We start from the raw sequence: 12,526 nt of genomic DNA, 5'->3' as shown, positions 1-12,526 counted from the left end.
GCAATCTGACATTGAACGATGCCGGCCAGTCTACCGAGTCAGCGCCAAAAGTTTACGAAAAACTTTTTTTGAGCCTGGGCCAACCTGCTGTTGTTACGCCGAAAATTTTTTCGGCGGGAATTGCTGTTCATCGCTTCGTCGTATGGCGCGCAACAGGCGGTTCATGTAGCCTTTGAGGAGCAGCTGTTGGCTTGTGCGGGTGAACAACGCGAGCACTTGGCTGAAAAGATGCCCCATCGCACGCTGAGTCTGAGCGAAGACGAGACTTGGAAAGATGGGTTGCGTCTGGTGGCCATTGACCCGATCTCGGGGTTCATTGTGGTTGAGCAGGCCAGCGCGGATCGCAGTGCCCAGACCTGGACGCAGGCGCTGGAGCAAGGACTGGCGGGGTTGAACGTGACGGTCGTTCAAGCTACTCCGGCGTAGGGAAACCGGTTGCCCGGTTCCCCCGCCACAGTCCCGGACGTGCAGTTTTCCCGCATCCGGTTCCTCGGTTACACTCGCTTTCGCGACGCGCGAAGTGCCGTAGCCTCCGCTATGCAAAGACCGTATGTTTCCCTCTTTTCTCGGTCACCTTCGGCCAGGCGATGTTCAACTTCTCCAGCGCGACTTTGAACTGGCTCCAATTGAAACTGCGCCGTTTCCCGCCTCGACGGTTGAGCCATTTGTAGGCACATTTCACCGTGAAATCAAAGAAGCTGCCCAGGGAGCGTTCGTTGCTGCGCACGCCGTAATAGTTGTAGTGCCCGACCAGTTTGCGGTTCAAGGCCTTGATGAAGCTCCGCCCCGGAAGGTGGCGGTTGGCCTTGATCCAGGCTTTCATTCGCCGTTTCGCTCCTTGCAGTTTCTTGCGTGCGGTCCGTTTCATCACCCGCAGCTCGCCACGGCGATCGCGTTGCCAGTACAGCTCGAAACCGAGGAAGGCAAAGCGGCGTCGCAGGCCGGGGTGAAAGCGGCTGAAACGCAGGATGCGGGTCTTGTCAGGGGCCGTTTCGAGTCCGTACTTCTGGAGCCGTTTCGGCATGACGCGGAAGAACCGCAGGGCATCCTTGCGGAATTGGAAGGCGCAGACCCAATCGTCAGCATACCGAATCAGCATCGCCTGTCCTCGGCACCGTGGTTTCACCATGGACTCGAACCATTGGTCCAAGACGTGGTGTAGGTACACATTCGAGAGGATGGGCGAGATGATCCCGCCTTGCGGCGAGCCGGTTTCCGGGTGCAGGATCTGGCCGTCGGTGTCCAATATCCCGGCTTTCAGCCATTTGCGAATGAGGTTGAGAAAGGCCCGGTCGTCGATCCGCAGGGCCAGAAACTCCAGCCGTGTGTCGTGCTCCATGTGATCGAAGAAGCCTTTGATGTCGGCCTCGACGATGTATCCGAACTTGCCGTACTGGAGGTTGAACCCAAGATCGAGAACGGCGTCCTTGGCCCCCCGCATCGGTCGGTAGCCGTAACTGACGGGCAGGAAATCCTGCTCGTAGATGGCCCCCAGAATCTTGGCGCACGCCATTTGCACCAGTTTGTCTTCCAATGCAGGAATGCCCAGCGGCCGCTGGCCGCCGGTGTCCTTCGGGATGTAGACGCGCCGGACCAGTTTGGCCCGGTATTGCTTCGCCTTCAGGCGCTCGGCGAGGCGCTGGATGTTTCCAATGAGATCCCGCTCATAGTCAGCCGCCGTCACTCGATCGACGCCAGAGGCGGACTGTTTGTTCAAGTCCTCCCAGCAGTCAAGCAACAGGTTGGCGTCCAGCAACCGATACAGGTCCTGAAAACGATGGTCTTTGCAGGCACTCGCCCGCTTGGCTAGTCCCTGCAGGGAGGTTGGCTCGTGCTGTTCCGGCCCGACTGTGTCCGGCACAAGTGTCCTTTGCAGGCTGCGTGTTTCCGTCAAGTCCTTCCCCCGTAACGGGCTTTCCCCGTCTCTGAGTACTATGCTTGATAAGACACCCCATCGGCATCCGGCTCGTTGCCTGCCCGTGCGCTCCTGTTCCGAAACTCCCCCCGCGCCCACGCCGTTTCAGGGCTCTTCACCCCACCTGTGCCCTAACACTGTAGGTGTCGTCTCGTCACTCTGCACGGGAGCCTTTGGGGCTTCCTGAGTTCTACGACGTATCTCTTACTGCATGCCACGGCCTGAGGACTCCGCCGGATCTCCACACCCTGGCCCTCGTTCTTAGCGGGTGCTTCTGTGTTGCCTTCGGTGAACGTTAAAACCCTCGGCATCCGGATCTGAGCTGTGTCGAAGCTGTACCAGCACTTCAGGGAGCGCGATCTCCCCTACGGCTTACAGTATTCTCTGTGTACGCTTACCTCATGCTCTTGTTCGCGATTGCTCGCTCCTCAATGAGATCAACACTCGATACGGGTGGGGGGCTAGCCCTTACCCGACAGGGACTTTCACCCTGCAAGATACGCCGAGCTTTGCTCAGCGCGACAGCGACGAGGCTAAGGGGCTGTTGGCCCATGTCCAGCACGATCTGGGGGCTCATCACGCCACGGATCTGTTTCATCTGCAACATGAGATCAGCCAAGCCACCAGTCTGGCGTTGGCGCGCGCCGAACGTCAGGCCGCCGCTGAACAGGCTCAGGCCGAAGCGCATCTGGAGGCGCAAGACGCGGCTGAACGGGTTTATCGCAGTCAGCCGCATGGCCCGGGGCGTCCGCCCAACTTTGCCGCGCGCATCCAACACGCGCTCCGTCAGGCCGTTGAAGCCACCCGCTGGCGCCAACAGGCGCAAGCCCATCGCACGCAAGCCAAAGCGATTCTCAACGCCTTTAGCGAGGTGGTTCATCCTTATGATCTCCAGCACGCACAAGCGCAAAGCCCCCAGCACCTGCGTGAAGCGCTCGATGGGCTATTTCAACGCTTGGAGTCCCTGGCACAAGAGGCGAATCTCAGTGAGCGTCTGTGCGCCCATGTCACCAAAGCCCAGCGTTTGACCCACAAGCTCGTGGCCTCATTGGCGTTTTTCTTCATGATGGTCAATACCCGGGTTCAAGCCCTGAACCTGGCACCGGCCATTGAGCAGGCGATGCTGGAGCACTTGATCCCGGCGATTTATATCGAACGTGTCGCCGAACGCGCCCCTCGGGCTGAAGCACGCCAGCGCTTGCGCGCCCTCAGTGCCCAGCGCCTCGCCCCGTTGCAACAGCCCACTCATCCCATTCAAACGCTTGACCTCGACACCCGAACGCATCTTGAACAGGTCGCTGGCGACTGTGCCGATTTGTTTCAACGCACCAGCTCCTGTGTCGAGGGACGCAACGCACAGCTTGCCTTCTATCAACAGGGTCATCACCGCATCAGTGCACGACAGCAACAGGTGCTCACGGCGCTGCATAATTTCGCCACCGACCAATCTGATGGCTCCACCCCGGCGGAACGCTTCTTTGGACAACCTCATCCGCCTTTGTTTGAGCAAGTGCTTGAACGCATGCCTTGGCCGGCTTGGCCGGCTCGACGACGACCTCGACCGGCAAAGCGCCCCTACCTGATGCCTGTGGCGGCTTAGCAACAATGGACCAAGGCATGATCAAGGCCAGCGTTTACATGCTGCTCTAGAAAATCTGAAGGCTAATGCAAATCGGATAATATCGTTTTTTCACCTACCTGAGACGCAATATGCTGCTGAATAATAATGTCTGGATATCATATTTAGTGGCTATACTGAGTTTGGATCAAACCGATTTGGGTGATCGGATGGCCTTGCTGATGTTGGCCTTGCGGGTCGGCGACCGGGCCTTACCGCTGGTGTGGCGAGCCGAAGAAGGGACGGCGAACATCGGTTTCGAGGGTCAAAAAACCGTCCTGGAGCAGATTCAGGCCTGGCTGCCCGTTGGGGTTCATGTGATTTTATTGTCTCCACTGGGGAGGGGTAAAACCCCCGCCTTTAGGCGGAAGCTTTAGCATCTCTTTTTTGGGAGGTGGATCTTGGAAGAACATCGACATGGATCGCACACGGTTTTTTCGATTCACATCCATGTTGTCTGGATTACAAAGTATCGCCACAAAGTGCTTCGAGGCGCAGTAGGATATCGTGTAAGAGATGTTGTTCGAGAAGAATGCCAGCGCCAGCGTGTCGACATTTTGCAAGGTCACATCTCAGCCGATCATGTTCATGTCATGCTGTCCATTCCCCCACAAGTGACGATCAATCGCCTTGTTCAGCAGCTTAAAGGGAAAAGTTCTTACATTTTGTTGCGAGAATTTTCCCAGATTCGAAAACGCTATTGGGGACGTCATGTCTGGGCGCGCGGCTATTTCTGCCGTAGTAGAGGGCAGGTGACGGACGAGATTATCAAAGCGTATATTTCCAACCAGTGCCATGACCACGATGCCAGCTTCTCCATTGAAGGGGAGGCTTCCCCGGACGGGGAGCCTCCTTCGACTTAAGCCTGCTTTAGCGGGGACTGACTCGGCTTTAGCCGAAATCGCCGGCTTTAGCCGTTCCCTGATACCATCGCCTTCAGGCGATGGTCTATTCATTGAATGTCTGTGTATTATATTAAACAGCTATAGATGGCAAGATAACCCAGACGCGATGCGTTGCGGATGGGTTTGAAGAATAAGCGCCCATGGTTTTGACTCATGTTTAGTCCTGAAAACATGGATGCGCCAGCCGTTTCAACCCGTTTGCTTCAATCCCTATAGTAGTCAAGATACCAAGCAACAAAGCGCCCCACCCCGTCCTCCACGGTGGTCTGGGGGCGATAGCCGGTATTGGCCACCAGATCCGCCACATCGGCATGGGTGTCTGGCACATCGCCGGGTTGCAAGGGCAGAAAATTCTTGTGCGCCCTGCGCCCCAGTGTCTGTTCCAGCACCTCGATATAGCGCATCAGCTCCACCGGCTGGCTGTTGCCGATGTTATACAGCCGATACGGGGCCAGGCTGCTGGCGGCATCCGGGTTGGCTCCATCCCAGTGCGGATTCGGCGCAGGTGGACGATCGAGCACCCGTATCACCCCTTCGACAATGTCATCAATGTAGGTGAAATCGCGCCGGTGCTGGCCGTGATTGAAGACATCAATCGGCTCCGAGGCCAGAATCGCGCGGGTGAACTTAAACAGCGCCATATCGGGCCGGCCCCAGGGGCCATAAACGGTAAAGAACCGCAGGCCAGTGGTCGGCAGCTGATACAGATGGCTGTAAGTGTGCGCCATCAGCTCATTGGCTTTTTTGCTCGCGGCATAAAGGCTGAGAGGATGATCGACATTGTCATGCACCGAAAAGGGCATGCGGGTATTGGCGCCATACACCGAGCTGCTGGAGGCATAGACCAGATGCTCCACCTGATGATGGCGGCAGCCTTCGAGCACATTGGCAAAGCCAAGCAGGTTGCTGTCCACATAGGCGAGCGGATTGTCGATGGAATAACGCACCCCGGCCTGAGCAGCCAGATTCACCACCCGCTGCGGCTGATGGGTGACAAAGGCCTGCGCCATGCCGGAGCGATCCTCAAGATCCAGGCGCAGATGCTTAAAACCGGCATGGTCGAGCAGGCGATCGAGCCGGGCACGCTTCAGTAAGGGATCATAGTAGTCATTCAGGTTATCGAGGCCGACGACATCATCGCCGCGCTCCAGCAACCGCAGGCCGAGGGCGGCGCCGATAAAACCGGCAGCCCCAGTGATCAGGACTTTCATGGTTGGTTGGTGACTATTCAGTTCACAGTTGGACGTTGGCGGTTGGAAATTGGCCGTTAGAGGCGCCCGTCAACACGGCTTTGGGGAAACAGATGTTTCACATCGTACAGCACCCCATCGGGCTTGAGCAGGGCACGCACCGCCTCAACACCGAGTGCAGCAAACTCACGATGGGCCACCGCGAGAATCACGGCATCATAGACCGCCTCCCGGGGCCAATCGACGAGCGTCAGCTCATACTCAGCAGCGGCCTCCGCATGGCTCGCCCAGGGGTCATGCACATCATAGGCGATGCCATGGTCGCGCAGTTCAGCTAGGATGTCGATGACCCGGGTATTGCGCAAATCCGGGCAGTTTTCCTTGAAGGTCAGGCCCAGCACCAGCACCCGGGTGGCCGGCCCAATGCAAGCGCGCCGGCACAGCGCCTTGATGACTTCACCGGCGACAAAGGCCCCCATGCTGTCGTTCAGCCGTCGGCCGGCAAGAATAATCTCCGGCTGATAGCCAATCGCCTGCGCCTTGTGGGTCAGGTAGTAGGGATCGACCCCGATGCAGTGCCCGCCCACCAGACCGGGACGAAAGGGCAGAAAATTCCATTTGCTCCCGGCGGCGGCCAGCACCTCATCGGTATCGATGCCCAGGCGATTGAAAATCAGCGCCAGCTCGTTGATCAGGGCGATATTGACATCGCGCTGGGTGTTTTCGATGACCTTCGCCGCCTCCGCCACACGGATGCTGCTGGCCGGATGGGTGCCGGCGGTGACAATGCGCCGATAGAGCGCATCCACATAGGCGGCCACCTGCGGCGTGGAACCTGAGGTGACTTTCTTAATCGTGGTCAACCGGCGTTCGTGATCCCCCGGATTGATGCGCTCCGGGCTGTAACCGACGAAAAAATCCTGATTGAACACCAGCCCTGAGCCCTGCTCCAGCAAGGGCACACAGACTTCCTCGGTCGCCCCCGGATAAACCGTTGACTCATAAATCACCAGATCGCCCGTTTGAAGAATGCCGCCGAGCAGCCGGCTTGCGGACTCCAACGGCTGAAAATTTGGCTGCCGGTAAGCGTTGATGGGCGTGGGTACGGTGACAATAAACAGATTGCAGCCACGCAGGTGCTCAGGATCCTGGCTGAAGCGCAGCGGCTCGGGCAGTGCCGCGACCGCCTGGAGCTGCGCCGGGCTGACCTCGCGCGAGCTGTCCTCGCCGCGCATCAGCTCAGCGATGCGCTCGGCCTTGATATCAAAGCCAATGGTGGGGAAGTGCCGGGCCAGCTCCACGGCAAGCGGCAGCCCCACATAGCCCAGCCCAATCACAGCAATGCGAGGCGGACGGGATTCCAGAGTAAATGCGGTCATGTTCATCGTTCCAGCGCCAGCCGTGCGGCGCCATAAGCGGCCTGTTGTTGACGAGCCGGCTCAACCGGAATCCCCAGCAGCCGGGCACGCAGACGGGTCCAGACGGCATTGCCAGCGCCGCCACCAATAGTGAGGATGCGCTGCGGGGCGGGCGCGCCCAGCGCGCGCAGGCGTGCGTAACCGGCCCGCTCGATGCGTGCAATGCCTTCAAGCAGGCCATGCAAAAATTGCACATCGGATGCTGGGCGCGGCTGCATGCGCGGCGCCAGAGTCGCATCATTAACCGGAAACCGCTCGCCGCTGCCGCACAGGGGATAATAATCCAGACCGCTATCGCGGTTGGGATCAATGGCGGCGCTCAAGGACTGCAACGCCTGAGGCGTGAAGAACTGTTTCAACACCGCCCCGCCGCTGTTGGAGGCGCCGCCCACCAGCCAGCCGGCCTCCAGGCGATGGCTGTAAACGCCATATTCAGGCGCCACCACCGGGCGGTCAGAGAGGATTTTAAGCACCAGGGTGCTGCCCAAACTGGTCACCGCCGTACCAGGTGTCAGTGCGCCGGTGGCCAGCACCGCCGCTGTGCTGTCGGTAGTGCCGGCCAGAATGCGCAGATCCGCAGGCAAGCCGATTGCAGCCGCCACCTCGGGCGCAATCGGGCCCAAGTCAGTGCCCGGCGCAACCACCCTGGGCAAGTGCAGCGGGGCCAGATCCAAGGCATCGAGCCAGCTCGGCCAGCTCAGGGTCTGAGGATCAAATCCGGCTTTGAGGCTATTGTGCCAATCGCTGCTGCCAAAGCGGCCGGTCAAACAGCCGGTCAGCCAGTCGGCCTGATGCAGCGCCAGGGTCGTCTCCCTGGGGCGCAACTGCGCGCGTAAATGCAGCAGTTTCGCCAGACTGGAACTCGCCCCCCGCGCTGGTGACTCCGGCGGTGCGAATCGATCAATCAAAGCCGCCGCTTCAAGCGCCCGGCTGTCGTTGTACATCAGCGCCGGCCCCAGTGGTTGGCCCTGCGTATCGCATAGCAGCACGGTGGCCGAGGTGGCATCCAGGCACAGGGCGGTCAACCGCCACCCAGTGCAACGCACCACCAGATCACTTAATACGGTCTGAACCGCGCGCCACCAGTCCTGCGGCTGCTGCTCGACGCCGCCAGCGTCAGCCGTTTTGGAGGCTGGCAGCTCGGCCTGGGCCTCGGCCAGCGTCGCGCCATCCGCCGCAACTGCCAGCGCCCGACACCCGGAGGTGCCCACATCCAGCCCAATCACCGCCACTCGGCTGTGGCTCACGGCAGGCGTACCGGCTCCGCTGGCTGCCAGTCGGGGGCGCGATGTTCGGCCACCACCGTGGTGTAAATGCCGCCGCGCACATTAAACTCGGCACTCAGGCGCATAAAGCGCGGCGCCAGGGTTGCCACCAGATCGGTGAGCATCTGATTGGTCACCGCCTCATGAAAGTGCCCTTCGTTGCGGAACGACCAAATATAGAGCTTTAGCGCCTTGAGCTCCACGCAGCAGGCTGCCGGCACATATTCGATCAGCAGCTCGGCAAAGTCCGGCTGCCCAGTTTTGGGGCACAGACAGGTGAACTCCGGCACCTGAATGCGGATTGTATAATCCCGCTGCGGCTGCGGATTGGGAAAGGTTTCGAGTGTCTTGCTCGGTTCAGTGGACATACCCCGGTTTCCTGTCAATGGCTGGTTGCCTGTGAATGGCTGGTTGCCTGTGAATGGCTGGTTGCCTGTGAAATGGCGTCAGGGCACATTGTAGCAACCAGCGCCGCAGCCTTTTCGGTTATCCTCCCGCCCGGGCCGCACCGCCTGACCGTATCACCTTAAGACCTCACCCAGGAAGCGTTACATCTCCCCGCCCATGCGGCTTGAAAAAATCAAAATCGCCGGCTTCAAATCCTTCGTCGATCCCACCACAGTTCCCTTTCCCAGCAATCTGATTGGCATCGTCGGGCCGAACGGCTGCGGCAAGTCCAATGTCATTGATGCGGTGCGCTGGGTGATGGGCGAAAGTTCCGCCAAAATGCTGCGCGGCGAATCCATGGCCGATGTCATCTTCAACGGCTCCACCGGCCGCAAACCGGTGGGCATGGCCACCATTGAGCTGATCTTCGACAACAGCGATGGCGGCGCTGGCGGCGCCTATGCCAGCTTCGGACAAATCGCCGTCAAGCGGCAGGTGTCGCGCGACGGTCAGTCCAGTTATTTTCTCAACGGCTCGCGCTGTCGGCGACGCGACATCCAGGATCTGTTTCTGGGCACTGGCCTGGGCCCACGCAGCTACTCCATCATTGAGCAGGGCATGATCTCGCGCTTCATTGAGGCGCGCCCCGAGGAACTGCGGCTGTTCATCGAGGAAGCCGCCGGCATCTCCAAATACAAGGAACGCCGGCGCGAGACGGAAAACCGCATGCGCCACACGCGCGAAAATCTCGAACGCCTGGAGGACGTGCGCGATGAGGTCGCCAAGCAACTCCAACATCTGGAACGCCAGGCAGCCACTGCCGAGAAATACCGCCAGCTCAAGACGCAGGAAGACAGTCTGCACGGGCAGCTCGCCGCCCTGCACTGGCGTGATCTTGACCAGACCATCACCACCCAGGAACGCACCCTGGCGGCTGAGGACAATGCCCTCGAAGCCCAGCGCGCCGAACAGCGCGCCTGCGAGGCCAACATCGAGCGCCTGCGCGCCGCGCACGCTGAGGCCTCCGAGCACTTCAATCAGGTGCAGGGTCAGTACTATGCCGTGGGCTCAGAAATCGCCCGGCTGGAGCAGAGCATCAGCTTCGCGCGCGAGCGGCGCGGGCGCCAGCAAAGCGAGCTGACCCGAGTCGAACAGGAACTGGCCGATGCCGAGCGCCTCGGCGCGCGCGATCAACAGCAACTCGCTGCACTGGAAGCCGAACTCAGCCGTGATCAACCTCAGCTTGAAGCCGCGCGCGAGCACCTGGAGGGCTTAAGCGAACAACTTGAGCTGGCGCAGCAGGCGCTCGACGCGGTCCAGCAGCAATGGGACAGCCTGCAAAGCCGGGTCAGCGAGCCGTCCCAGCAGGCGCAGATCGAACGCGGCCACATCAATCAGCTGGAACAGCAGCTCAGCCAGGACAGCCAGCGCGCCGCACGCTTGCAGCAGGAACTGGAGCGCCTCAACAACCAGGCATTGGAAACCCGGCTCGAACAGCTCGCCGAGCGCCGCGAAGCCCTGGAGGAAAGCATCGACCAGGCCACCGAAACCCAGACGGCCGCCAACGAACAACTGCGCCACAGCGATGAGGAACGCCGCACCCTGGCCAGCCGCCTGGATCACGCACGCACTGAATTACACAGCGCGCATGGGCGCCAGTCATCGCTCGAAGCTTTGCAGGAAAGCGCCCTGGCCAGCGACGACGACAGCCGCGCGCAGTGGCTGGAGCAGCAGGGACTCACTGCGGCCCCGCGCCTGCTGGATCTGCTGGAGGTTGACAGCGGCTGGGAGCACGCGGTCGAGGCCGCGCTTGGTCACGCCCTGGCGGCGGTTGGCAGCGACCGTTTCGCCCACCATGCCGAGCAGGCCGCTGACAGCGGACTGATGCTGTTCGACCGCCTGGCGCCCTCGCCACCCGCACCAGCGACAGCGACAGCGACAGAGGGCTATCTGCTGGCACACATCAGCAGCGACTGGCCCCTGGAAGGACTGCTCGGCGCCATGCGCTGCGCCGACGATCTGCCCAGTGCCCTGGCCACCCGCGAGCAACTGGCCCCCGGCGAGCGCTGCGTCACCCGCGACGGCACTCTGGTCGCCCGCGACTGGCTGCACAGCACCGCCTCCAGCACGCCCGGCCTCACCGGCAGCCTGGTGCGCGCCGAAGAACTCAAAGCCCTGCAAGCCCAGATTGACACCCTTGAGGACGTCATCAGCGAACTGACCGAGCAGCAACAGGAGCGTGCCGCCCACCGTCAGGCCCTGGAGGGCGAACGCGAAGCCGCGCTCAAAACACTCACCCAGCTCAACCGCGAACGTGCGGCGCTGGAAGCAGACAGCAGCGCGTCCCAGGCCCGCCTGGAGCATGTCCGCGAGCGCCACACAGCACTGCACAGCGAACTGGCTGAGCTGGCCGAGACGCGCGAGGCGCGGCTGGAGGACATGGAAGTCTCCCGCGAGCGTCTGAACGAGGCACTGGAAGCCAGCGAGCAGGTGGCCGCCGAACGCGATCAGTGCGGGCGTGAGCGGGATCAGCGTCGCACGGCGCTGAACAGCGCCCGCGCCGATGAGCAGCAGGCGCGCGAGCGGGTCACTACCCTGCAACTCAGCATCGAAACCCGCCGTGCCTCACGCGAGGCCCTGCAAGCCAATCTGGAGCGCGCCACCCAGCAACTCGCCCAGCTCAGCGAACGCCGCGCCGCCTTAACCGAGGAATTGCAAGCGGCTTCTGAGCCGGAAACCGAAGCCCGTGAACAGCTCGAAACCCAACTCGAGCGCCGTCTGGACGTGGAAGATGCCCTGAGCGAGGCGCGCAAGCGCATGGAGCAGCTCAACAGCGAAGTCAGCGCACAGGAACAGCAGCGCCAACGCCTGGAGCAGCGCATCACTCAGGCTCAGGGGGCGCTGGCCGAACGCCGTATTCAATTGCAGGAACATCTGGTACGCCGGCGCACTATTGAGGAACAGCTCAAGGCCGCCGGTCAGGATGCATCTGCGCTGCTCGAAGGACTCGATGCCAGCGCCAGCGCCGACCACTGGCAGCAGCAACTGGACGAGGTCAGCAATAAAATTAAGCGCTTAGGCAACATCAATCTGGCGGCCATTGATGAGTTTCAGGAACAATCCGAGCGCATGCGTTACCTTGATGAACAGCAGCAGGACATTCAAGCCTCGCTGGATACCCTGGAGAGCGCCATCCGCAAAATCGACCGCGAAACCCGCACCCGCTTCAAGGAAACCTTCGATCAGATCAACACCGGGCTGCAAGCACTCTTTCCGCGCATGTTCGGCGGTGGTCATGCCTATCTGGAGCTGACCGACGAGGATCTGCTCGAAACCGGCGTCACCATCATGGCGCGCCCCCCAGGCAAGCGTAATGCCAGCATTCATCTGCTGTCCGGCGGCGAAAAGGCTCTCACGGCTGTCGCCCTGGTGTTTGCAATCTTCGAGCTCAACCCCGCACCTTTCTGTCTGCTTGATGAGGTGGATGCGCCCCTGGATGACGCCAATGTCGGGCGCTTCTGCCAACTGGTGCGCGAGATGTCGGCACGCACCCAGTTTATTTTCATCAGCCACAACAAGGTCACCATGGAGATCGCCGATCAGCTCATCGGCGTCACCATGCACGAGCCTGGCGTATCGCGTCTGGTCTCTGTCGATATCGAGGAGGCCAACCGCATGGCCGCGCTCCCTTAAGCACCGCCAGGGCGAGCGCGTATTAACGCTAGATCTGACATGATGTTGCGGCCCCCTGTTAGCCAATCGCCTTGAGGAGCCTTGAGTGTCCGCCAGCATGATCGAGCATTTTGCCAGCCTTGAAGATCCCCGTAT

Annotated in this window: 10 protein-coding genes; 5 read left to right on the top strand and 5 right to left on the bottom strand. The window is 60.8% G+C overall.

Going from position 1 to position 12,526, the window contains the following annotated elements; genetic code table 11:
• Nucleotides 1–186 precede the first annotated feature (186 nt).
• On the top strand, nucleotides 187–426 hold the full coding sequence (locus tag CKO36_RS17365) for a hypothetical protein (protein ID WP_207161505.1): 240 nt from the start codon (nucleotides 187–189) through the stop codon (nucleotides 424–426).
• Between the two features lie 109 nt (nucleotides 427–535).
• Here the strand turns inward: CKO36_RS17365 and ltrA are convergent, their stop codons facing one another.
• A complete protein-coding gene (ltrA, locus tag CKO36_RS17360) occupies nucleotides 536–1,894 on the bottom strand; it encodes a group II intron reverse transcriptase/maturase (RefSeq protein WP_200286112.1) in 1,359 nt (452 codons plus the stop codon).
• 565 nt (nucleotides 1,895–2,459) lie between these two features.
• Between ltrA and CKO36_RS17355 the strand changes: the two genes are divergently transcribed.
• The 3 genes from CKO36_RS17355 to tnpA all read left to right on the top strand — a co-directional run bounded on the left by CKO36_RS17355 (nucleotide 2,460) and on the right by tnpA (nucleotide 4,396).
• On the top strand, nucleotides 2,460–3,515 hold the full coding sequence (locus CKO36_RS17355; RefSeq protein WP_200286110.1) for a DUF6399 domain-containing protein: 1,056 nt from the start codon (nucleotides 2,460–2,462) through the stop codon (nucleotides 3,513–3,515).
• Between the two features lie 110 nt (nucleotides 3,516–3,625).
• The gene (locus tag CKO36_RS17350) at nucleotides 3,626–3,910 is read left to right on the top strand and encodes an SGNH/GDSL hydrolase family protein (RefSeq protein ID WP_242469703.1); all 285 of its coding nucleotides are present in this window, start codon (nucleotides 3,626–3,628) and stop codon (nucleotides 3,908–3,910) included.
• 24 nt (nucleotides 3,911–3,934) lie between these two features.
• Nucleotides 3,935–4,396: an IS200/IS605 family transposase gene (gene tnpA / locus CKO36_RS17345; protein WP_242469702.1), complete on the top strand. Its 462-nt coding sequence runs from the start codon at nucleotides 3,935–3,937 to the stop codon at nucleotides 4,394–4,396.
• 245 nt (nucleotides 4,397–4,641) lie between these two features.
• Here tnpA and CKO36_RS17340 read toward each other — a convergent pair whose 3' ends face one another.
• From CKO36_RS17340 to queF, 4 genes are read right to left on the bottom strand one after another with little or no spacing between them, the layout of a single operon-like run.
• Entirely contained in the window at nucleotides 4,642–5,649 is a 1,008-nt protein-coding gene (locus CKO36_RS17340) for an NAD-dependent epimerase (protein WP_200286108.1), read from the bottom strand.
• Between the two features lie 56 nt (nucleotides 5,650–5,705).
• On the bottom strand, nucleotides 5,706–7,007 hold the full coding sequence (locus CKO36_RS17335; RefSeq protein ID WP_200286106.1) for a nucleotide sugar dehydrogenase: 1,302 nt from the start codon (nucleotides 7,005–7,007) through the stop codon (nucleotides 5,706–5,708).
• A gap of 2 nt (nucleotides 7,008–7,009) precedes the next feature.
• Nucleotides 7,010–8,293 (bottom strand): FGGY family carbohydrate kinase, encoded by a 1,284-nt coding sequence (locus CKO36_RS17330; RefSeq protein WP_200286098.1) that lies wholly within the window; start codon nucleotides 8,291–8,293, stop codon nucleotides 7,010–7,012.
• Nucleotides 8,290–8,679 (bottom strand): preQ(1) synthase, encoded by a 390-nt coding sequence (queF, locus tag CKO36_RS17325; RefSeq protein WP_200286096.1) that lies wholly within the window; start codon nucleotides 8,677–8,679, stop codon nucleotides 8,290–8,292. Before queF ends, CKO36_RS17330 begins: the two co-directional genes overlap by 4 nt.
• A 196-nt stretch (nucleotides 8,680–8,875) precedes the next feature.
• Between queF and smc the strand changes: the two genes are divergently transcribed.
• The gene (smc, locus tag CKO36_RS17320; RefSeq protein ID WP_200286094.1) at nucleotides 8,876–12,391 is read left to right on the top strand and encodes a chromosome segregation protein SMC; all 3,516 of its coding nucleotides are present in this window, start codon (nucleotides 8,876–8,878) and stop codon (nucleotides 12,389–12,391) included.
• The last annotated feature ends 135 nt before the right edge of the window (nucleotides 12,392–12,526 follow it).

The organism is Rhabdochromatium marinum (assembly GCF_016583795.1).
Classification (GTDB): domain Bacteria; phylum Pseudomonadota; class Gammaproteobacteria; order Chromatiales; family Chromatiaceae; genus Rhabdochromatium; species Rhabdochromatium marinum.
The sequence above is the reverse complement of the archived record's forward strand: the minus strand, read 5'-3'. Positions and strand labels throughout refer to the sequence as shown.